At 39.4% G+C, this 23271-nt stretch carries 16 protein-coding genes, 12 tRNA genes and 1 pseudogene; 5 read left to right on the top strand and 24 right to left on the bottom strand.

The window, feature by feature from the left end; genetic code table 11:
- Positions 1-411 precede the first annotated feature (411 nt).
- Positions 412-1827: an alanine/glycine:cation symporter family protein gene (locus tag I6F45_RS08740; RefSeq protein WP_197160252.1), complete on the top strand. Its 1416-nt coding sequence runs from the start codon at positions 412-414 to the stop codon at positions 1825-1827.
- 168 nt (positions 1828-1995) lie between these two features.
- Positions 1996-3587, top strand: a pseudogene (locus tag I6F45_RS08735) (BCCT family transporter).
- Positions 3588-4066: 479 nt separating this feature from the next.
- On the opposite strand, the gene I6F45_RS08730 reads toward I6F45_RS08735, so the two are convergent.
- The 16 genes from I6F45_RS08730 to I6F45_RS08655 form a co-directional block, all read right to left on the bottom strand.
- Positions 4067-4153, bottom strand: a tRNA-Leu gene (locus I6F45_RS08730).
- Positions 4154-4191: 38 nt separating this feature from the next.
- Positions 4192-4265 (bottom strand) — tRNA-Cys (locus I6F45_RS08725).
- Between the two features lie 19 nt (positions 4266-4284).
- Positions 4285-4360: transfer RNA gene (locus tag I6F45_RS08720), tRNA-Gly, on the bottom strand.
- A gap of 49 nt (positions 4361-4409) precedes the next feature.
- Positions 4410-4496: transfer RNA gene (locus tag I6F45_RS08715), tRNA-Leu, on the bottom strand.
- A 39-nt stretch (positions 4497-4535) separates the two neighbouring features.
- Positions 4536-4611, bottom strand: a tRNA-Gly gene (locus I6F45_RS08710).
- Positions 4612-4675: 64 nt separating this feature from the next.
- Positions 4676-4762: transfer RNA gene (locus I6F45_RS08705), tRNA-Leu, on the bottom strand.
- A gap of 39 nt (positions 4763-4801) precedes the next feature.
- Positions 4802-4877 (bottom strand) — tRNA-Gly (locus tag I6F45_RS08700).
- A gap of 64 nt (positions 4878-4941) precedes the next feature.
- A tRNA-Leu gene (locus I6F45_RS08695) sits at positions 4942-5028 on the bottom strand.
- A 39-nt stretch (positions 5029-5067) separates the two neighbouring features.
- Positions 5068-5143, bottom strand: a tRNA-Gly gene (locus tag I6F45_RS08690).
- 64 nt (positions 5144-5207) lie between these two features.
- Positions 5208-5294: transfer RNA gene (locus I6F45_RS08685), tRNA-Leu, on the bottom strand.
- A gap of 37 nt (positions 5295-5331) precedes the next feature.
- A tRNA-Cys gene (locus tag I6F45_RS08680) sits at positions 5332-5405 on the bottom strand.
- A 32-nt stretch (positions 5406-5437) separates the two neighbouring features.
- Positions 5438-5513 (bottom strand) — tRNA-Gly (locus I6F45_RS08675).
- Positions 5514-5725: 212 nt separating this feature from the next.
- Complete coding sequence (pgsA, locus tag I6F45_RS08670) at positions 5726-6271, bottom strand: CDP-diacylglycerol--glycerol-3-phosphate 3-phosphatidyltransferase (RefSeq protein WP_032827134.1); 546 nt, start codon at positions 6269-6271, stop codon at positions 5726-5728.
- Between the two features lie 42 nt (positions 6272-6313).
- Positions 6314-8137, bottom strand: coding sequence for an excinuclease ABC subunit UvrC (gene uvrC / locus I6F45_RS08665; protein WP_021032122.1), 1824 nt, complete (start codon positions 8135-8137; stop codon positions 6314-6316).
- 9 nt (positions 8138-8146) lie between these two features.
- On the bottom strand, positions 8147-8797 hold the full coding sequence (gene uvrY, locus I6F45_RS08660) for a UvrY/SirA/GacA family response regulator transcription factor (RefSeq protein WP_002963136.1): 651 nt from the start codon (positions 8795-8797) through the stop codon (positions 8147-8149).
- A 108-nt stretch (positions 8798-8905) separates the two neighbouring features.
- A complete protein-coding gene (locus I6F45_RS08655) occupies positions 8906-10057 on the bottom strand; it encodes a dicarboxylate/amino acid:cation symporter (protein WP_165729315.1) in 1152 nt (383 codons plus the stop codon).
- A gap of 362 nt (positions 10058-10419) precedes the next feature.
- On the opposite strand from I6F45_RS08655, the gene cysK reads away from it, so the two are divergent.
- Complete coding sequence (cysK, locus tag I6F45_RS08650) at positions 10420-11388, top strand: cysteine synthase A (RefSeq protein WP_002963138.1); 969 nt, start codon at positions 10420-10422, stop codon at positions 11386-11388.
- Positions 11389-11530: 142 nt separating this feature from the next.
- Positions 11531-11965, top strand: a complete 435-nt coding sequence (locus I6F45_RS08645) for a hypothetical protein (RefSeq protein WP_007587009.1) — start codon at positions 11531-11533, stop codon at positions 11963-11965.
- A gap of 76 nt (positions 11966-12041) precedes the next feature.
- On the opposite strand, the gene I6F45_RS08640 is transcribed toward I6F45_RS08645, so the two are convergent.
- Positions 12042-14318 carry an acyl-CoA dehydrogenase gene (locus I6F45_RS08640; RefSeq protein ID WP_197160251.1) on the bottom strand — a complete coding sequence of 759 codons (2277 nt, stop codon included), beginning with the start codon at positions 14316-14318 and terminating at the stop codon, positions 12042-12044.
- 167 nt (positions 14319-14485) lie between these two features.
- On the opposite strand from I6F45_RS08640, the gene I6F45_RS08635 reads away from it, so the two are divergent.
- Positions 14486-16333 carry a M2 family metallopeptidase gene (locus tag I6F45_RS08635; protein ID WP_197160250.1) on the top strand — a complete coding sequence of 616 codons (1848 nt, stop codon included), beginning with the start codon at positions 14486-14488 and terminating at the stop codon, positions 16331-16333.
- Positions 16334-16400: 67 nt separating this feature from the next.
- Here I6F45_RS08635 and I6F45_RS08630 read toward each other — a convergent pair whose 3' ends face one another.
- The 7 genes from I6F45_RS08630 to nudC all read right to left on the bottom strand — a co-directional run bounded on the left by I6F45_RS08630 (position 16401) and on the right by nudC (position 23226).
- Entirely contained in the window at positions 16401-17204 is an 804-nt protein-coding gene (locus I6F45_RS08630; RefSeq protein WP_165729312.1) for a putative porin, read from the bottom strand.
- 666 nt (positions 17205-17870) lie between these two features.
- Entirely contained in the window at positions 17871-18665 is a 795-nt protein-coding gene (locus tag I6F45_RS08625; RefSeq protein WP_002962833.1) for a putative porin, read from the bottom strand.
- Positions 18666-18864: 199 nt separating this feature from the next.
- Positions 18865-19239: a PH domain-containing protein gene (locus tag I6F45_RS08620; protein WP_007377979.1), complete on the bottom strand. Its 375-nt coding sequence runs from the start codon at positions 19237-19239 to the stop codon at positions 18865-18867.
- Positions 19239-20147 (bottom strand): ABC transporter ATP-binding protein, encoded by a 909-nt coding sequence (locus tag I6F45_RS08615; RefSeq protein WP_007377980.1) that lies wholly within the window; start codon positions 20145-20147, stop codon positions 19239-19241. The genes I6F45_RS08620 and I6F45_RS08615 overlap by 1 nt, the downstream gene beginning before the upstream one ends.
- Positions 20144-20971 (bottom strand): ABC transporter permease, encoded by an 828-nt coding sequence (locus I6F45_RS08610; protein WP_165729310.1) that lies wholly within the window; start codon positions 20969-20971, stop codon positions 20144-20146. Before I6F45_RS08610 ends, I6F45_RS08615 begins: the two co-directional genes overlap by 4 nt.
- A gap of 143 nt (positions 20972-21114) precedes the next feature.
- Complete coding sequence (locus I6F45_RS08605; RefSeq protein ID WP_024608065.1) at positions 21115-22296, bottom strand: cystathionine beta-lyase; 1182 nt, start codon at positions 22294-22296, stop codon at positions 21115-21117.
- Between the two features lie 9 nt (positions 22297-22305).
- Positions 22306-23226, bottom strand: coding sequence for an NAD(+) diphosphatase (gene nudC / locus I6F45_RS08600; protein WP_165722920.1), 921 nt, complete (start codon positions 23224-23226; stop codon positions 22306-22308).
- Positions 23227-23271: the final 45 nt, after the last annotated feature.

The following is a 23271-nucleotide window of genomic DNA, read 5'->3' as shown; positions in this document are numbered from 1 at the left end:
CCACACAGATGATTGCTTTATATTGTTAAAGAACGTTTTGAGTCGCTTTAGCGTCTCAAGGGATGCGAATAATACACCCTTTATTTTTCGAGTCAACACTTAGTTTTAAACTTTCTTTCGATAATTTAAAACCGAAGTTTTATTTAACTCTCTGAGTAGTTCGTGCCTCGCTATGCGTTGGCGTTTCCTGTCTCAGTGGGGTCGCATTATAGGGAGCTGCGGATTTTACGCAAGCGTTATTTGCATAAAATAGTAATTAAAATTAAGCCCCAAGCAAGCGCACACGATAAGCACAAGTTACCCACAAAACCCTGTTGATAACTCTGTTTTTGAACTTTAAAACTAAACACTTTTATCCTGATGTGATAAGTTGCGGTCACTTTTTTTAACTCATGTATTTAGGCAGTATCCATGACAGACATAATAAACAGTATAAGTGCCCTTCTATGGGGCCAAGTTCTCGTCTACTTATTAATAGCAGCAGGCCTCTTTTTTACTTTTCGACTAGGCTTTATTCAGTTTGTGCAATTTCCACATATGTTCAAAGTTATGTTTGGCTCTCGTAAATGTGCCGATAATGAAATTTCATCCTTTCAGGCTTTTTGTACTTCGTTAGCTGCACGTGTTGGTACAGGTAATATGGCTGGTGTTGCTGTTGCCTTATACCTAGGTGGGCCAGGTGCTATTTTTTGGATGTGGCTTATTGCATTAATAGGTATGGCTACAAGCTTTGCTGAAAGTACTTTGGCTCAGGCTTATAAAACAAAAGATGCTGATGGCAATTTTAGAGGTGGCCCTGCTTATTATATGCAAAACGGCTTAGGTAAACGCTGGATGGGGACTTTATTCTCGTTATGCTTAATTTTAGCCTTTGGTTTGGTATTTAACGCCGTACAGTCAAACTCTATTGCTGCAGCATTTGAAGTAGCGTTTGATGTACCTAAGTATATAGTAGGCATTTGCTTGGTTATTGGCTCTGGTATTATTATTTTTGGTGGTTTGAAAACGATTTCTCGTTTTGCTGAAATGGTTGTCCCATTTATGGCATTAGCTTACTTGTTAGTTGCTCTTTATGTATGTGCTATTAACTTTACTGCATTACCTGATGTAATTGTACTTATAATAAAAAGTGCTTTTGGTATTGAACAAGCTGGTGCAGGTGCAATTGGTTATGGTGTTACACAAGCTATGATCCAAGGTATAAAGCGTGGCTTATTCTCAAACGAAGCTGGTATGGGTAGTGCAGCTAATGCCGCAGCTACTGCGACACCTTACCCTCCTCATCCAGCATCACAAGGTTATGTGCAAATGCTAGGTGTATTTATTGATACTATTGTTATTTGTACAGCGACTGCTTCTCTTATTTTACTATCGCAGCAATTAGTACCTGAATCTGGTGTTATGGGGATTGAACTCACACAAGCAGCATTACAAGAACATGTCGGCGACTGGGGTACTTACTTTATTGCCATTGCTATATTGTTTTTTGCTTTTACTTCTATTGTGGCTAATTACTCTTACGCTGAAACAAATTTAATGTTTTTAGAGCACAACTCTAATAAAGGTATGTTTATCTTTAGACTTGTTGTTTTAGGTATGGTGATGTTTGGTGCTGTTGGTGAGCTTGGTTTAATTTGGACGCTGGCAGATATATCAATGGGTTTAATGGCCATTGTAAACGTTATAGCGTTATTTATGCTTTCAGGAGTTGTTGTATGGCTGTCGAAAGATTATAACGAGCAACGCAAGAAAGGTCTAATACCTACCTTTGATAAAAGTAAACATCCAAAACTCGATAAAGAGGTTGACCCCGAAGCCTGGAAATAAACAACAAACAGCGAGCTACGGCTCGCTTTTTTAGTTCTATAATTTATTTACGCACCCAATTTAATGTCAAACATCACTTTTAATAAAAAACTTATATTAAGCTTAAAACTATTTTATATTTAACTACGTAAATTAAGCGTAATTAGTTATCTATAATAAGGAGCACCAATGGATAACATGAGTAAAAAGTACAGTATCGACACGACCGATTATCAGGTAGGTCAAGATAATGTGCAAAAATGGGGATTTGACATTCATAATCCTGTATTCGGGATAAGCGCCTTCTTAGTCGTATTATTTGTCGTGCTAACTTTAGTTTTTGACCCTACTGTCACTCGAGATTTTTTAACGTCCACCAAAAACGCCATCATAAACCAATTCGATAGCTACTTTATGCTTGTCGCGAATGGCTTTGTGATTTTTTGTTTTGTTTTAGCGCTCTCACCTTTAGGGAAAATTAGACTAGGCGGCATAAAAGCTAAACCAGAGCATGGCTATTTATCTTGGCTTTCAATGTTATTTGCTGCAGGAATGGGCATTGGTTTACTATTTTGGGGAGTTGCAGAACCAACCGCTTATTTTACAGGTTGGTACCATATGCCAATGAATGCTGAGCCCAATTCAGCGCAAGCACATTCATTAGCATTAGGCGCAACGATGTACCACTGGGGACTACATGGTTGGTCTATCTATGCGGTTGTAGGATTAAGCTTAGCATTTTTTGCTTTCAATAAGGGATTGCCTTTATCTATACGCTCTGTATTTTATCCAATTTTTGGCGATCGCGCATGGGGGTGGCTCGGGCATATCATTGATATACTAGCTGTGCTTTCTACATTGTTTGGTTTAGCGACGTCATTAGGTCTTGGCGCGCAACAAGTGGTATAAATTACTTATTAGGTACCGACTACGGCACCGCATTTCAAATTACAGTTATTGGCTTAGTAACATGTATTGCTATTTTTTCTGTGATCAGAGGAATTGAGGGTGGTGTTAAAGTCCTTAGTAATATAAATCTGATTTGTGCATTTATTTTATTGCTCGCCGTTATTGGACTCACCTTTTCTGATGCGATTGGAGCCGTATGGTTCACCCTTGGTGCATATGTAGAACACTTTGTTCCATTAAGTAATCCTTTTGGAAGAACTGACGAAGACTGGATGCACTCGTGGACTGTATTTTATTGGGCGTGGTGGATATCGTGGTCGCCATTTGTAGGTATGTTTATTGCTCGTGTTTCTAAAGGACGTACCGTGCGTGAGTTTTTACTCGTAGTTATCGGGCTACCCACACTTCTTAGTTTGGTTTGGATGGGCGTATTTGGCAACATGGCAATAAACCAAGTTATAGATAAAGTAGGACCACTTGGACAAAATGGTCTAACTGATATTTCGGTAACACTATTTCAAGTATATGAACAACTACCGTTCTCTAGCTTTATATCTATTATGTCGATTGCATTAGTTTTAGTATTTTTTATAACTTCGTCTGATTCAGGCTCCCTAGTTATAGATGGTATTACAGCTGGCGGTAAAATTGATGCACCTGTTCCACAACGAATCTTTTGGGCAACAGTTGAAGGTGTTATTGCAGCGGTATTACTCTGGGTAGGAGGATCACAAGCATTGCAAGCGCTACAATCAGGAGTCGTTACTACTGCCCTACCATTCTCTATCGTGCTTATTTTGATGTGTGTTGCGCTCATTCAAGGCTTATTAAGTGAGTACCCCATTTACAAAACACAAATTACACAACAGTAACTATTATTAAAGCGGCCTATATGGGTCGCTTTTACACTTTTAATAAGTTTGAAGCCTGTAAGCTCTATAAATATCAACTCTTATATTATACCAATTCCAATAAATAGCTGATCTATTTTACTTGCTAAAACAACCCATTCCTTTGTTGTCAATTTCGTAAAGGGAACAACCATTTACATCAATTTACGCCTAGAACTGAATTGTTTTTTCGGCGTGAAATTCAGATCACATATTTAATGGAATTGGTATAACACGGTGAGTGAGCTATTTAATGCGATAAAATGATCATGCTTTAATAAGATTGGAGATGAATAATAAAATTAGTATTTGAAGATTTAGATGATAAAAATTTAGAGTTTCAGAATGAAGGTATTTATTAGAAGGTATTTATTAGAAGGTATTTTATAGAACGTATTTTATAANTTATTAGAAGGTATTTTATAGAACGTATTTTATAAGCAGAGCGCTTAATAGAGAGATGGTGCCCGAGGCCGGACTTGAACCGGCACGACTTGTTAGTCGAGGGATTTTAAATCCCTTGTGTCTACCAATTCCACCACTCGGGCATCGAGTTTGCTAATTAAAGCGTGTGGAGTAAATTATATGGAGGCGGAACCCGGAGTCGAACCGAGGTAAACGGATTTGCAATCCGGTGCATGGCCACTCTGCCATTCCGCCTAAATGTATCCAAATAATTTGGAGCGGTACACGAGGCTCGAACTCGTGACCTCGACCTTGGCAAGGTCGCGCTCTACCAACTGAGCTAGTACCGCAAAATACTGTTTTATCAACTTCAAATCATCTTGGTAAAATAATTTAAAGTGGTGCCCGAGGCCGGACTTGAACCGGCACGACTTGTTAGTCGAGGGATTTTAAATCCCTTGTGTCTACCAATTCCACCACTCGGGCATCGAGTTTGCTATTAAAAGCAAGTGGATAAAACTAATATGGAGCGGTACACGAGGCTCGAACTCGTGACCTCGACCTTGGCAAGGTCGCGCTCTACCAACTGAGCTAGTACCGCATCATATTAATTCTAAATTAACTATTTTATAAATTACACTTGGTAATGTAATTAAACCACAAAGTGGTGCCCGAGGCCGGACTTGAACCGGCACGACTTGTTAGTCGAGGGATTTTAAATCCCTTGTGTCTACCAATTCCACCACTCGGGCATCGAGTTTGCTATTAAAAGCAAGTGGATAAAACTAATATGGAGCGGTACACGAGGCTCGAACTCGTGACCTCGACCTTGGCAAGGTCGCGCTCTACCAACTGAGCTAGTACCGCATCATATTAATTCTAAATTAACTATTTTATAAATTACACTTGGTAATGTAATTAAACCACAAAGTGGTGCCCGAGGCCGGACTTGAACCGGCACGACTTGTTAGTCGAGGGATTTTAAATCCCTTGTGTCTACCAATTCCACCACTCGGGCATCGAGTTTGCTATTAAAAGCAAGTGGATAAAACTAATATGGAGCGGTACACGAGGCTCGAACTCGTGACCTCGACCTTGGCAAGGTCGCGCTCTACCAACTGAGCTAGTACCGCATCATATTAATTCTAAATTAACTATTTTATAAATTACACTTGGTAATGTAATTAAACCACAAAGTGGTGCCCGAGGCCGGACTTGAACCGGCACGACTTGTTAGTCGAGGGATTTTAAATCCCTTGTGTCTACCAATTCCACCACTCGGGCATCGAGTTTGCTAATTAAAGCGTGTGGAGTGTTGAAATGGAGGCGGAACCCGGAGTCGAACCGAGGTAAACGGATTTGCAATCCGGTGCATGGCCACTCTGCCATTCCGCCCCAATACTGGAGTAATAACCTTGAGATAAACTTGGAGCGGTACACGAGGCTCGAACTCGTGACCTCGACCTTGGCAAGGTCGCGCTCTACCAACTGAGCTAGTACCGCATTTTATTTATCAGTTATTTGAATTAACACATGATGATTTATGTGAACATTCAGGTAACTGATTAATTACCGTTTTGTTTATCTCGGGGGCTATGCCCTCTCAACACGGACGCATTCTACAGAGATTATTAAACGCGTCAATACAAAAAATGCTAGTTTTGAACTGTTTGCTTGTTTTTTATCTAAAACGGTGCGTTATTATACATTTAGAGTTAATTTTTAGTCAATTCACCCCATGCTGCACGTAAATATTGCATCATAGAACTCAAGGTTAAAAAGGTCGCAATGTACAGTAGTCCAAAACTTAAATAGTTCATCCACGTATCATATTGCCAAATCAAACCGATAATGGCTAACATTTGTGCAGCCGTCTTTATTTTACCCATATTTGATACAGCTACATTACCACGCTTACCCTGCTCTGCCATCCATTCACGAAGTGCAGATATGATAATTTCACGGCTTATTATAATAAGAGCAGGTATTGTCATATACATTGACTGGTACTGATCAGATAACGCTACAAGTGCAGCACATACCATTACTTTGTCAGCAACAGGATCTAAAAAAGCACCAAAAGGAGTTGATTGCTCAAGCTTTCTTGCCAAATAACCGTCTAATATATCGGTGATCGATGCAAGCCAAAAAATAAAGGCGGCAGCAAAAAAAGCCCAGCTATAAGGCAAATAAAATATCACCAAAAAAACGGGGATAAGAAAAAGTCTAAATGTTGTGAGTGTGTTTGGAATATTCCACATAACTACTTGGATATGTCTTTTTTGCTATATTCGCATGTAGGGCTAGCCCTTGTCATGCAAATGGTTAAATATCTTCTCAGCCATGTCAGGGCTGATCCCAGGAACTTTCTTTAACTGTTCTATATTAGCAGCTTTTACACCCTGCATGCCCCCTAAATATTTTAATAATGTTTGGCGACGCTTAGAACCTACTCCATTTATTTCTTCTAGTAGTGATTGTGTACGTTGTTTTTGTCGTTTATTACGATGCCCTGCAATAGCAAAACGGTGAGACTCATCACGTATATGCTGAATCAAATGAAGCGCAGGCGCATCTGAATCCATCGGAATGGTTTTGCGTCCACCGTCAATCAATAGTGTTTCAAGACCGGGTTTACGACTCGTTCCTTTTGCAACACCGACTAATAAAGGCATTTTAGTGTGCGGCCAATTAGAAAAGTACTGCTCAGCGCGTCCTAACTGCCCCTTACCGCCATCAATAAAGATAACGTCTGGAATTTTGTCTTCGTCTACTAACTTGTTATAGCGCTTGTTAAGTGCAAATTCCATTGCAGCATAATCATCGCCACCTGTAATACCTGTTACGTTGTAGCGCCTATACTCTTTTGTATTTGGGCCTTGTGAGTCAAATACAACACAACTTGCAACGGTGTTCTCCCCCATGGTGTGGCTTATATCAAAACACTCCATTCGGGTAATATCGTCAAGTCGCAGTGTTGCTTTTAATTGTGCATAACGTTTATTAATAGAGTCTTGGGTACTTTGTTTAACCGCAATACTGTTTAATGCATTTTTATTGGCCAGTTGTAAGTATTGCGCACGCTCACCACGAGTGACCACTTTAAGGATTACTTTGCGCTCACTTATTTGTGTAAGCGCTTCGCCGAGTGCCCCGCTCTCTTCTATTTCAAACGGTAATATGATTTCTTTTGCAATACGCCCTGTTGCTCCTGGCGCTAAATAGTACTGTCCTAAAAATGAAGTCAATATTTCTTGCTCACTCGAATCTTTAGGTACTTTTGGAAAATAGGTTTTACTACCCAGTACTTTATGATCGCGGATCATTAATAAATGAATGCCGTTTAACCCGTTTAAATGCGCAAAACCGACAACATCCATTTCTGCAAAGTTACCAGAAATAGACTGTTGCTCCTGCATTTTACGAAGTAGCATTATTTGGTCGCGAACTTTTGCCGCCAATTCAAAGTTTAATTGCAGGCTGGCTGCTTCCATTTTTTTTATTAAATCAGCAATAACTTCGTGAGATTTACCCGTTAAAAATTTACGAACATAGTCAACTTGCTCACTGTAATCATCATCAGTTACTTTATTTACACATGGAGCTGAGCAACGTTTAAGTTGATATTGCAGACACGGGCGACTTCTTGCGCGGTAATAAGCATCTTCACATTGACGAACAGGAAATATTTTTTGCATTAACCGCAAGCTTTCAGATACCGCTCCTGCGCTTGGGAAAGGCCCAAAGTACTCACCTTTAATTTTACGACTGCCACGATGAAATGCTAAACGAGGGTGTTTATGGCTAGTGAGTAAAATATAGGGGTACGACTTATCGTCGCGTAATAATATGTTGTACCGAGGCTGATATTTTTTTATTAGATTATTTTCTAGCAGCAGCGCTTCGGTTTCAGTATTGGTGAGGGTGACTTCAATGTTACAAATATTACTCACTAAAACGCGTGTTTTGCTATCGGTAATGTTACTTCTAAAGTAACTGCTCACACGCTTTTTTAGATGCTTTGCTTTACCAACATAAATAACTTGGTTGTCACTATCAAGCATGCGGTATACGCCCGGCTCACTTGATAGCGTTTTGAGAAAATGTACGTGATCGAATTCAGACATAAATTATAGTTAGTACGAAACGTCTATATCAATCATTTTATGACGAATAGCTAAATGGGTAAGCTCAACATCACCACCTACATTTAACTTTTCAAACATACGGTAACGATAGCTATTTACTGTTTTAGAGCTTAGATTTAAGCGTTCAGCTATATTTTGTGCTTTTTCACCTTTGGTGATCATAAGCATAATTTGCAGTTCGCGCTCAGATAAACTCTGAAAAGGGTTTTCATCTGTGCGGCCTGTCACTTGTGCAAGCGCTATCTGCTGTGCAATTTCAGGTGCAATGTAACGCTGACCAGCATGAACACAACGAATGGCACGAACCATTTCATCAGAACCTGCACCTTTAGTTAAAAAGCCATGTGCACCAATTTGCATTACCTTGCTCGGAAACGGGTCTTCACAATTAACAGTAAGCACAATAATTTTTACATCTGGGCAGTAACGACAAATCTTTTTAGTCGCTTCTAATCCGCCCATGCCTGGCATATTCATATCCATTAATACTATGTTTGGCGCATGCTGACGACAAAACTGTACAGCCTCTTCGCCAGTTTTAGCTTCGCCAATTACTTTAAACCCTCGTACGTCATCAAGAATACGCTTGATTCCTGTTCGTACAAGTTCATGGTCATCAACTAAAAGTACATTAATCAATGGAACATCCTCACTTACCTAACAACATGCAATTTAATTAAATTAATTTGCCACAGTAACATACATAAAGCGAAACAATAATTAATATTATTGCCTCGCTCTAATAGTTTAAGATGACGATTTTTCGCTAAATCTGTCAACCCATAACGCAATGATACCATCACCCGTTACATTACACGCAGTACCAAAGCTATCTTGTGCTAAATAAAGTGCAATCATTAATGCAACAGCACCTTCATTAAACCCAAGCATGCTTGTTAATAAACCAAGCGCCGACATGACTGCACCACCTGGCGCACCCGGTGCTGCAATCATTACTACACCTAACATCATAATAAACGGTAGCATACCCATTAATGAAGGAACTTCCATGCTTGGCGATAAAAACATAACAGCCATTGCACAGGTTACTATAGTGATAGTTGAGCCAGATAAGTGAATAGTCGCGCAAAGTGGCACTGTAAAGTTAGCTACATCTTCTTTAACGTTATTTGCTTTACTTGATTGAAGCGATACTGGAATCGTTGCTGCACTTGACATAGTACCTAACGCTGTAAAGTAAGCTGGTAGCATATTTTTAACTAATTCGATTGGATTACGTTTTAACAATATACCTGTCGCTATATATAAAACGCTTAACCATAACCAATGCATAACAAGCGCTGCAATTAGTACTACACCAAATGTTTGCAACGTATCTACCACAGTGCCTGCCACCGTCATTTCGGCAAATACGCCAGCAATGTAAAATGGTAAAGCTGGAATAATTACTTTCGATAATAACCCGTCCACTACATCACGACCCTGATCAGACACCTTTTTAAGCGTATCAAGTTCTAGTTGGCTCATGCCTATACCAAATACAAAAGCAGTCACTAATGCGGTCATTACACCCATCAGAGGTGGAATTTCTAAATCAATAAAACTACCTATTTCAGTAGCAACTTCTGTTTCAAATGTAATGCCACCACTTAAAAAAGGTATAACAGCACTTACTAATAAAAATGCAAGCGTACCTGCAATAATGGTAGAGCTGTAAGCAAACCCTACTGTTTTACCAAGTAAGTGACCAGACCCTTTTGGTAGGCCAGCAATACCCGATGCAATAAAAAATAAAATGATAAGAGGGATGGTAAAGGAGATAATTTGACCAATCAGCTCTTTTACTGTAAATAAAAGTTCAACACCAGTTATAGGTACATACAGTCCGACTAAGATACCGGCCACAATACCGGCAATTAATTTTAAGATTAACTTCATTGTGATTGCTTAATTGAATTTAGATACGTGTTTTTATCATGTTTTAGACGCATTGTGTGATAAAACTATTCAAGTTACATTCATATGCACAAATAACGAACAAATACAGCTTGATCCAATGCTCTTTCGAACATTTTTTGACTAAACGAGTTTTTACTCTTTAAATTTCAAATTAAGCCCGCACCTATAATAACTAAAGCACCGTTAATAATTGATTTTTATTTCGGCTGGTTATAAGCCCAATAGATATATGTTATAGCCAAACTTTACTTTAGTTTTTTTAAACTCACAGTAAAGTGTGTTTATATAGTTAGTAGCAAAGGCTATTAACACGTTGATCAGATTGCATCCAAAGGAACATTATGTCTACTATTTTTGAAGATAACTCACTAAGCATCGGTAATACACCGCTGGTAAAACTTAACCGTGTTACAGGTGGGAATGTATACGCTAAAGTTGAATCTCGTAATCCAAGCTTTAGTATCAAATGCCGCATTGGTGCATCGATGATTTGGGAAGCTGAAAAATCAGGTCAGCTTGTTGAAGGTAAAGAACTTATAGAACCAACATCGGGGAACACCGGTATTGCACTTGCATTTGTTGCAGCAGCACGTGGTTACAAGTTAACACTTACTATGCCAAACACCATGAGCCTAGAACGTCGCAAGCTATTAAAAGCATTAGGTGCAAATCTAGTGCTTACCGACGGTGCTAAAGGTATGAATGGCGCAATTGAGAAAGCAAAAGAAATTCAAGCAACAGCACCTGATAAGTATATTTTATTACAACAATTCGAAAACCCTGCAAACCCAAAAATTCACTTTGAAACAACAGGCCCTGAAATTTACGATGCGCTTGACGGCAAAGTAGACTTTTTTGTAGCAGGTGTAGGTACTGGTGGTACTATTACAGGTGTTAGCCGCTACCTTAAAACAGAAAAAGGTTTAAACGTTAAGTCTATTGCTGTTGAGCCAACTAACTCTCCTGTTATTAGCCAAACGCTTGCCGGTGAAGAAATTAAACCTGGCCCTCATAAAATCCAAGGTATTGGTGCAGGCTTTATCCCTGGCAACTTAGATATGGACTTAATTGATGGTGCCGAGCTTGTATCTAACGAAGACGCAATTGCAATGGCGCATCAGTTAATGAAAAAAGAAGGTATTTTAGTCGGTATTTCGTCAGGTGCTGCGGTTGTTGCAGCTAAGCGAATTGCTGAAAAACCTGAAAACGCAGATAAAAATATTGTTGTTATCCTACCTAGTGCAACTGAGCGTTACTTATCAAGCCCAATGTTTGATGAAGAATTTAGTGAGCAAGAGTTAGTACAATAAGTAATTTTAAGATTTTTAAAAGGATGCTTTAGGCATCCTTTTTTATTATTTATTATCCAATTTTCTATTTATTGCCCCCCATACCTTTACATCTTCCTAGATAAACCACACACTTTAAAAAAACTAATTAATAATAACTAATATGAAAAAAATCACGAGTTTATTAAGTTTGGTTATCTGTTTATTTTTATCAGCCTGTGGAGACGATACCAAAACACTTGGCGACACTCCTGGCGATACAGCAACCGCTTATTTTGATGCGCTTTATAACCAACAAGACCTTCAAAAAGCCAGCACCATGGCAACACCCAATCTTACGCGCATCATGAAATCCTACGGCACTGCAAAACAGTTTTCCCGTAACTTAGTAAATATGCAATATGATGAAGTAACCATTGAAGTTGATATGACCAATATGAGCATCCGTGAACAATACGGTGATAACGCCAAAATAAACCTTATTTTTACCGGCTATTTAAATGGTGATAAAATTGACGAAATGCGCAGTGTAAAAATGCTTCGTAAAAAGGGCAAATGGTACATAGATAAAATAGTTGCCGACCCTTACGCTCGTTAAAATAAATGAATTAAACATAAAAAGGCCTTACATTTGTAAGGCCTTTTTCGCTTTAGTTAGTATTTAAAGTACTGCGCTACAGCTCACCTGGTTGAAAATTATCAACTGCGATGGCTTTCTTTCGTAACTTATTAGCGTGATGCATTGCATCTGCATCAGTTTGCTCTAATAACTTATTTTCAAGCGCATAATTTATAGCACCTTCAATATCAAGCGTTGCAGGCACACTGCCCTTACGCTGCCATTGTTTTAGATCTTTAAACTGCGCTTGCATATCATGCATAGCTAAAAATGCGCTTTCCATGACCCCTGTACCTGCATTTTCATCTACATAACATAAATGCGTTAAGCGGTTTCTAAATACACCCGGTTGAGTCATACGCTCACAAATACTTTGTGCAATTTCATCACTTGGTCTGTGGTAATGGTTTCCAAGCGGGAATACGATACGTTTAAGGGTAAAATTAACAACCGGATTTGAAAAGTTTTTAAAGAAGCCATTAAACGCTTGGCCAATTTCAAATAATGAGTTCTCAATAGCATATTTTACAAATGGTAAATCAGCTTGTTGGCGCCCTTCGTCTTCATAACGTTTTAAAACAGTTGATGCTAAGTACAAATGACTTAATACATCACCCAAACGTGCCGATATCATTTCTTTTCGTTTAAGCTCACCGCCAAGCATTAACATAGCCACGTCTGTGCAAATAGCTAAGCCTCGGCTCATTCTGCTCAGCTGCTTATAATAAACAGCCGTTTCACCACCTACAGGCGCTTTAGCAAAATAACTACGTGTTAAGCCATGCACAAATGCCATACCTGCATTACTTGCTGCAAATATTATATGGTTCATTAATAAACCATCAAATTGTTCAAGTGCTGCGTCGTCATCTTCCATTGCAGCGGCTTCCATTTCTTTTAAAACAAATGGATGACAGCGTGTTGCACCTTGGCCAAATATCATTAAGTTACGCGTTAAAATATTCGCGCCTTCAACCGTAATTGATACTGGGATACCCATATAGCCATGTGCCAAATAGTTATTAGGCCCTACTTGAATTCCTTTACCTGAATGAATATCCATTGCATCATTCATTACCGTACGACCCATTTCAGTCATATGGTATTTAGCAATCGCTGTTACAACCGACGGGCTTAATTTTAAATCAATCGCACCTGCGGTCATTAATCTGCACGACTCAAGTGTGTAAGTTAAACCACCAATACGTGCAAGTGCCTCTTGCACACCTTCAAACTGCCCTATTGATACACCAAACTGCTGGCGTACCATGGCGTATGCCGATGTCATTTTTGAAGCTAAATGTCCAGTTGCTGCACTTAATGCCGGTAGTGATATACCACGCCCTGCACTTAAACACTCAACAAGCATTCTCCAGCCACGCCCTGCACACTCTTGCCCACCAATGATCCAGTCCAGTGGTATAAATACATCTTTACCGTAAGTGGTACCATTCATAAAGGCCATATTAAGCGGATAATGACGCTCACCCGTTTCGACACCCGGATGATCGGTTGGTATTAGAGCACATGTAATGCCTAGCTCTTTCTTATCACCTAATAAAGTATCAGGGTCATACATTTTAAATGCTAAGCCGAGTACAGTAGCCACTGGTGCAAGTGTAATGTAACGCTTTGACCAATTTAAACGCAGGCCCATTACTTGCTCTCCATTGTGCTCACCCATACACACCACGCCCGAATCAGGAATGCTGCCAGCATCAGAGCCCGCCTCTGGTCCCGTTAATGCAAAACAAGGAACATCTGTACCATTAGCTAAACTTGGCAGCCAACGATCTTGCTGCTCTTTAGTACCATAGTGAAGAAGTAACTCGCCCGGACCTAAGCTATTAGGCACCATAACAGTGACTGCGGCTGTTAAGCTTTTAGTCGAAATTTTTGATACTATCGTTGAATTAGCAATTGCCGAGAACTCACGACCGCCAAATTTTTCAGGAATGATCAGCGCAAAAAAACCTTCTTTTTTTAGGTAATCCCACACTTCTTTTGGTAAGTCTTTGTCTTTTTGTACAATTTGATAATCATCAAGCATCGCCAATAAGGTTTCTACTTGGTTAGCCATAAATGCGTTTTCTTTATCGCTAAGCTCTGGTTTAGGAAAGCGGTGCAGTTTTTGCCAGTCTGGGTTACCACTAAATAACTCACCATCCCACCAAACATCACCTGCTTCCATCGCCTCTCGCTCTGTTTGCGATAATGGCGGAAGCACCTTTTTGAACATTTTAAACGTAGGACGACTAATCAAGTTTAGGCGAATATCTTTAACCGCAAAAATAACCACCACCACGACCAGCAATATTATAAATATTAACATGCGCACATTCCTTACACATTGAATGAAAATAGTAACTTAATTATGACCCATCTTAATTTAAATACAATCATTGAACGACGAGTCGAGAGCCTTAACGCATTCATTTTATTGTTTTAAACATCACTGCTATTATCAACGTTTTAATAACAATAAATTAAAGGAATAGCATGACCCCCTTTCGATTTAAACTAAGTATGAGCGCCTTAATGGTAGCAAGTACTCTTGCTTTAACGGCCTGCGATGCGCAAGTAACGATAGACACTACCGATTCAGCACACACTAAAAAAGCTGTAACAGCTAAAGATGCAAAAATATTTATAACAAACACAGAAAAAGAACTAAGTGCACTTTATTTAGAATCGAGCCGTGCAGAGTGGATTTACGCAAACTTTATTACTCATGATACGTCGGCTCTATCGGCTGAAGTTAACCGTAAAATGACAGAAACAGTCGTGCGTTTAGCAAATGAAGCTGCAAAATACGACGAACTAGAGCTTGATTACGATGCTCGCCGTAAGCTTGATAAACTAAAACTAGCACTTACACTTCCTGCCCCACAAGACGCTGATAAAACAGCACAACTTTCACAAATTGTCGCAGAGCTTGGCGGGCTATATGGTAAAGGTAAATACTGTAAAGAAGACGGCACCTGTTTAAGCCTTGGCGACATGACTTCAAAAATGGCCACCAGCCGAGATTACAACGAACTACTTGATTTATGGCAAGGCTGGCGTGAAATATCAAAACCCATGCGCCCACTTTACGAGCAACAAGTAGCACTTACCAACGAAGGTGCAAAGGAGCTTGGTTATGCCGATACGGGCGCTATGTGGCGCAGTAAATACGATATGCCTGCTGATGACTTCACCACTGAGCTTGACCGTATTTGGGGCCAAGTTAAACCACTGTATAACTCGCTACACTGCCATGTTCGCGCAAAGTTAGGTGAAAAGTACGGCACCGACAAAGTACCTCAAGATCAGCCAATACCAGCGCACTTACTTGGTAATATGTGGGCGCAAGCATGGGGTAATATTTACGATGTAGTTGCACCAGAAAACGCCGATCCGGGTTACGACGTAACCGAGTTATTAGCTCAAAATAATTACGACGAACTTAAAATGGTAAAAGGGGCTGAAAACTTTTTTACCTCAATGGGTTTTGACGCACTACCAGAGACATTTTACGAGCGTTCACTGTTTGTAAAACCAAAAGACAGAGATGTGCAGTGTCATGCATCAGCATGGAATATCGATAGCAAAGACGATTTACGCATTAAAATGTGTATTCAGCGCACAGGCGAAGAGTTTTCAGTTATTCACCATGAATTAGGTCATAATTTTTATCAACGCGCATACAACAAGCAGCCTTTATTTTATCAAGAAAGTGCAAACGATGGTTTTCATGAAGCCATTGGTGACACCATTGCCTTATCGGTTACACCGGGTTACTTAAAAGAAATCGGCTTACTTGAACAAGTACCTGATGAATCTAAAGATATTGGTTTATTAATGAAAATGGCACTTGATAAAGTCGCCTTTGTGCCGTTTAGCTTAATGGTTGATCAGTGGCGCTGGCAGGTATTTTCAGGGGAAGTAGCACCGGAAAATTACAATAAAGCATGGTGGGAACTACGTGAAAAATACCAAGGAGTGCAAGCGCCTATCGCACGTAGCGAAAATGATTTTGATCCGGGTGCTAAGTACCACGTTCCGGGTAACACGCCTTATACACGTTACTTTTTAGCGCATATTTTGCAATTTGAGTTTCATCGCAGCTTATGTGAAATTGCCGGTAACGATAAAGCCATTCATCGCTGCTCTATTTATAACTCAAAAGAAGCAGGGGATAAGCTAAACGCTATGCTTGAAATGGGTTCGTCTCGCCCTTGGCAAGAGGCGCTTGAAACTGTAACAGGTAAGCCGCAAATGGATGCAACAGCAATGCTCGATTACTTTGCACCATTACAAACTTATTTAGATAAACAAAACGAAGGCCGCAACTGCGGCTGGTAAATAGCGCTGAATAAAAAGCCCGCTCAAATGAGCGGGCTTTTTATTCATATTCTAATTTTCTGTTAAATTAGAACTGTAAGCTTACATTTGCAAAGTAGGCATCATAATCAGAATCATCCCAGTTATTGCCGTAACCTGCTTTTAAACCAACATTGTTGTTGAAAAAGTGTTGAGCACCAAGAGTGTAATCATCATTTTTATTAACTGTAACAAAAACCGATGTTGCTTTGCTGAAATAGTAGTTAGATGCTAATTCCCAGTTACTTGAACCGCCATCAACATCTTCAAATTTACCTTCAACAGTCAAGTAGTTACCTTGCTGTAAATCAACAAAGTACTTAGCTGCTACTGCACGGTAATCAAACTCATCATCTGCTGTTACTGTAAAGCCAATATAATCAGTGCTGTTTAACTGGTGGTTATATGCCAAATCAAACACAAACTGATTGTCAGCATCTTCTACATCAACAAACGTAGCTTTTAATACAAGGTTTGGATTAAAGAAGTAACCCGCTGAAAGTTCAATTACATCCGTGCTTGAGCCAAAATCACTATCGAAATTATTGTACTGTGCACCTAATACAAAATCTTCTACAAAATACTCACCGCCAACGCTAGTAACATCTCCAAGATCATTATCACTGTATGCACCATAAACATTTGTTTGCTTATTGATGTATTCAAATTGATCATAAGGACCTAAAGTCGCTTTTGGAGAAAAATAATATGTTGAGTCAACACTTACTGTGTCATCACCATCTACGTCCACATATCCTACATGGCTGATTGATTGGTAAGTATCTGCAGCTATTGCAGTGGTTGCAGCACTTGATAATAAAATGCTCGAAATGATAACGGCTAATTTTTTCATTTTAAATTCCCTATAAATATTACTTTTTATGCCTCAGCTGTCTAGCCAAAGTCGGGGCGCATCCTAACGCCAAAAAAATGAACAAAAACTGAATAAAAGGTCAGATTAAACCCAGTGGAGTTGTAATAATTTATACGTAAATGTAAATACAAAGTATCTTCCAAATCTACAAGACAATATCATGTCATCATTTAAATTTAAAAAGTAACAAATACGGTACAAACTGTCGCTAAATTGAACACAACTTAATTATTCGATAAACCTCATCAATATAATTTCCTCTCACTAAATTTTTTTAATTTCTCAAAAAAATTACTCTGTTTAATTCATTATTTCTGTATTTATAATGAAAAATAGGTTTGTATCAGTGCATATTTTTATCTGTTTTTTTCCAATAACCATTGTTTACTAGCAAAAACAACTCCAATACTTACTATTTTATAGCTATTATCATCGACCGCACTTAATGACTTTAATAACAATTTAGCCATTCATGGCGACTCTATTTATAACTCAAAGGAGTTATTTAGATGAGCATAATAAAGGCCGTAATTATGACTGGTAAAAGTTTATAGTTAAAAGCTCAAACGTTTAAAAACGACAAAGCCCGCTAAATTTAGCGGGCTTTTTAATATTACTTTTGTATTAACTAAGTACGGGACTTAATTAAAACTGAAAACGCATGTTAGCAAAGTACGCATCGTTATCAGAATCATCAGCGTTGTTTTCGTAACCCACCTTTACACCAATATTTTTATTGATGAAGTGTTGAGCACCAAAGCTATAAGTATCTTGCTTATTGTAGTTAGCAAATACAGATGTTGCTTTTGAGAAGTAGTAGTTAGTTTCTGCTACCCATTGGTTTTCTGCATCATCAATGCTTTCGTATTTACCTTCAAAAGTAAGGTAGTTACCTTGCTGTAAATCAATAAAGTATTTAGCAGCTACTGCACGGTAATCAAAATCGTCGTCTGATGTAAGTGTAACACCTACGTAATCAGTGCTGTTTAGCATGTAGTTGTAAGCTAAATCAAATAATGCGTAATCATCGCCGTCTTTGTTTTCAACTAGTGTTACTTTTGCAAGTAAATCAGGGTTGAAAAAGTAACCACCCGTCAGTTTATAAAGCTCACTGTTAGAACCTGAATCTGGGTCTAGGTTTTCGTAAGATGCGCCAACAACAAATTCATTAATGAAGTATTCACCACCAACTGATGTTAAATCGCCAAAGTCGTCATCAGCGTAGCCACCATATACGTTAGTTTGTTTATTGATGTATTCAAACTGATCGTACGGACCTAACGTTTTTTTAGGAGATAAGTAGTAAATAGAATCTACAGCAACGGTGTCGTTGTTATCGCTATTTTTATAGCTTAGGTTACTAATTGAATTATAGCTGTCTGCAGCAGCCGCAGTGCTAGATAATAAAATGCTCGAAATAATAACTGCTAATTTTTTCATTGTAAGACTTCCCTATGTACATTGCTTTTTATGCTCTAGCTGTATTGCTAAAGTCGAGGCACATGCTAACGTTAGGAAACTGAATGAAAACTTAACTAACCAGTTGTATTTATTAAGTTAATTGTAAGGAAGTGTTGTAAACTGTAAAATTAAAGTAGTTGCAACATCTAGTCAACAACTACTTAAAACATGTACCGTATTAAAGCGCGTGTTGGCTAATAATACGATAAACATCGTTAATATTATCGCCAGACTTAAACTCTTTACTAATTGGTGTTGGATCTGAGCCAACCCATATTTTTAGCTCGGCATCTAAGTCAAAATGGCCTGCACTTTCTTTACTAAACTTGGTAATTTTAGAGTAAGCAATACTCACCATTTCCATTTTAGAGCCGGTCATACCTTGCTTATCAATTAAGATTAAGCGCTTATTAGTAAAAATAAACATATCACGTACTACTTTATATGCCTTTTCCACTTGCTCGCCGTCAATTAATGTATTGGCGAGGATTTTCTCTAAATCAGAATCGTCAACTTCGCTTGCATTACCCATAAGTCCGCTAAGTAAACCCATTATACTTTCTCCTGTTTAAATATTTGATTCTCTAATGTGTGACCATTAACTAACTGCCTGTACTGCCAGTGTTGTTGATGACAAAAATTCAGTAGTGCAATATCAAGTGGATCGCTCGTTGGTTGATACTCAACAACATATTCTTTATGCTGGCTCATATACACTCGGCTCACCCCTGCAATTGCTTGAAGCTGTTGCTCAACATTTTGATAAGCTTCGCTTAGCATTAATGTATAAAAGTGTTTATCAGTATTATTTGTTTTTGTTTGATGCTCGCTTAGTACGCCTTTATCTAAATGAAGCACCTGTGAGCATAGTCGTTCAAGCTCAGTTAAATCGTGAGAGCTTAAAATAAACGTAGCCTGTTCACTTAATTCAGATACTAGCTCGCGTACTTCTCTGGCATGAATCGGATCAAGCCCTGCGGTTGCTTCATCAAGCATTACAATTTGTGGCGCGCCAATAAGTGCTTGCGCTATCGTAACGCGCTTGCGCATACCGTGCGATAAATCCCCTGCACGCTGCTTTGCAATTTCTTTTAAGCCAACCAAGTCAAGTACACGTAGCGCCTCAGTTTGGCTTTGCTTAGCGCCCATACCTTGCAGTTTTGCATAAAAGGCGAGTTGCTTATCTATATTAAAACGAGGGTCAAGTTGTGCGTCTTGCGGTAATGCACTTACTTTATTAAATAAAGCAGCGCTCCCTGGCTTATGCCCTAATATTTCAAGGCTGCCTTTACTTGGCGCTATATAGCCGCACAACAAACTAAATAAGGTGGTTTTACCCGCACCATTTGGCCCAACAAGCGCCACTGGCGCGCCTTTATTAATCTCAAAGTCCACATTATTAAGCGCAAGTTTTGCACCATACGATTTACTCAAACCGCTGGCTGTAATTAATGGTCTCATAGTGAGCTCCTTGCAAAAATACATTGAGCAACGCTTAGTAACACCGCAGTTTGCACAAGGGGAATAGCCACAGCGCTTAATAATGGTAAATTTTGCCCCGCTAATAACTCTATTTGCACACCCGGAAATAAATAATCAAGCAAGCCTAATGCGGGTATTTGCCATTGCAATATACCAACTACAATACCGCCTGCTGCAAAATATAAAATTGCCAATACAATAGATAAACGCGATGAGCGAGCAAAGGTATTTATTAACGTCATAAGTGCTACAAATGGACACAGAGTAATCACTAATATTAAAAATATAGAAAGCGCACGGGCAAAACCACCAGCCAGTAAACTTGGATCTCTAAACCCTAGTACAGCAAGCGTAGCCACAAGAGTAATGCCCACTAAGCAGGCTAATACCGCTAATTGCCCTAAAAAACGACCAAACAGTATTTCAAAGCGAGTGGAGCGCAGTGATAAAAACCTTAGTGTGCCGCGCTCTCTATCGCCTACCGTTTGGTCGCTACAAATAAATAAACCAAAAACGGGAAAGCTATACAGGGCTATTAACCAGTACATAGCAAATTCGGCCTCAGGCCAATCCAATAATTTACTTAAACCAATAGAACCTGATATATCACGGGCTATTTGCTCAAAATCGGGCGCACTTACAATGCCTACTGCCTGCCCTATTGGGTAGCGCAGTATTATTAGCCACACCAATGCAAAGGCAGCTAATGCAATAAGTCCACGTTTAGTTAAAAACATACGTACAAGCTCAAATCCCGCTATTTGCGTTAATCGCCCTACGTTTATCGGTAATGGTGTTGCCATTGACTATCCTTAATGACTTTTTATTTTCTGTGTATTTATCCACACTAAGTGTAAACACCTTGAATTACCAGCAAAAAAAAGCTCACCTATAGTGAGCTTTGTAACAATACATTTAAATGTAACAGCATAAATTGCGATATAAATTATAAATGCTGCTTATAAACCTCAAGTGCTTGGCTTAAATCGCTAATTAAATCTTCAACATCTTCAAGGCCAATATGCAGGCGAATAACCGGGCCTAAATCCCAACCTGTATTTGAACGCAGCCCTTTCATAGTTAAATTAGCCGTTACTAAACTTTCAAAACCGCCCCACGAAAAGCCCATTTTAATATGCTCAAGGCTATCTAAAAATGCATCAATCGCTTTTTGATTACCGGTTTTCATCACAAATGAAAACAACCCATTACTGCCATCAAAATCACGTTTAAAAAACTCATGCCCTGGGCAGGTTTCAAATGCAGGGTGGCGAATATGATCAACAAGCTCATGTTGTTCAAGCCATTTAGCTACTTCTATTGCTGCTTTTTCATGTTGATTCAAACGCACACCCATTGTACGCAGGCCTCTAAGCGCTAAATACGCATCATCGGCACTGGTACATTGCCCTAGTAAGTACGAGTTTTCGCGCAAGGTTGGCCAGTACTTTTTATTAGCAACAGCCACACCCATCATCACGTCTGAATGGCCGACAATATACTTCGTTGCAGCCTGAATACTAATATCAACACCGTGCTCTAGCGGACGATAATGCAAACCGTTGCCGTAGGTATTATCAAGTATGGTCATTACGCTATGCTCATTGGCTACTTTTACCATAGCAGGCACATCTTGCACTTCCATCGTAATAGAACCTGGAGATTCTAAAAACAATACTTTGGTATTTGGCTGAATGTAGTCTTTAATGCCTGCGCCAATGGTTGGCGGGTAGTAGGTTGTTGTAATGCCCAGCCCCACTAAAATTTTATCGCAAAAATCGCGAGTTGGTTCGTACACGTTATCAACCATTAAAATATGATCACCGGTTTTTAAAAACGATAAAAATACTTGGCTAATCGCCGCCGCGCCACAAGGGTATAGTGCACACCCTTCGCCGCCTTCAAGTTCTGTAATCGCTTCTTGTAGCGCAAAGTGTGTTGTTGTTCCCCGGCGCCCATAAAATAACGTTTTATCGCCACGGGTTTTAGCAGCTTCTTTTAAATCTGCTACAGTATCAAATACAATGGTAGATGCACGCTGTACAACGGGATTTACTACGCCATGTGTATAGGCTTTTTTGCGCCCTGATGATACCAGCTGAGTGTTTTTATTACTTTTACTCGACATTGTTAATCCTTAAGGGTTTGTGCGCCAATGCTCAATTAAATAACGAGAGATAGAGTCGGTTCTAGGCAGCTTTAAATGCTCCCCTTCTTCGTGCCAATTACCAAATTGCTCTAAGTCTTCACGACTAAACCATTTTGCATCGTCTAGCTCTTCTTTATCTACGTTAATTTCCTCAGATGTCGCCTCTGCAAAAAAACCAAGCATAATGGACGATGGGAACGGCCATGGCTGAGATGCAACATAACGTACGTTATCAACCTCTATACCTGCCTCTTCTTTAACTTCACGCGCAACCGCTTGTTCTAGTGTTTCACCTGGGTCAACAAATCCAGCAAGCGACGAATACATACCAATAGGCCACGCGGCTTGGCGACCTAATAAACAGCGTTCTACTCCGTCAGCAAAGACTTTAGTAACGACCATAATTACCGCAGGATCGGTACGCGGGAATGTAGGATGCTTACAGTTTTCGTTTTCACATACACGAGAATGCCCTGCTTCCACTGAACGGTTTTTACTACCGCAGCGCCCACAAAAACGGTGCGTGGCATGCCAATAACATAACCCTCTCGCAAGGGCGGCTATTGAGGCATATTTAATGGTTACTTGAGGCCCATATTGGCGAATATCAAAAAATTGAGCGCCCTCTATTAAAGGCGTAAGTACGCTTTCATCCAGATCAGATACATCCAATGCAAACACACCATGTTTAGCATTATTTAAACCAACAAAAATAGCACTCGTTAAATCTAAATGCGCCACTTGTTGATACGTTAAATAGCTTACTTTAGGGGTATCTTTAATAAATAGGGTTTGATTATTTTTAACTAAAACCCATTTACTTTGCGCCGACATTTGCGCTTTAAGCCACGATGGGTCTTTACGAAAATTTGAGCCTCTGTCTAGTGGCATGTTGCTATAATGAAGCATGTAAGTCCTTGGTAACTCGTTATGCTTTAAAATTACCATAATCAT

It is taken from the genome of Pseudoalteromonas sp. SWYJZ19 (genome assembly GCF_015864375.1).
GTDB classification, from domain to species: Bacteria; Pseudomonadota; Gammaproteobacteria; order Enterobacterales; family Alteromonadaceae; genus Pseudoalteromonas; species Pseudoalteromonas arctica.
The sequence above is the reverse complement of the archived record's forward strand: the minus strand, read 5'-3'. Positions and strand labels throughout refer to the sequence as shown.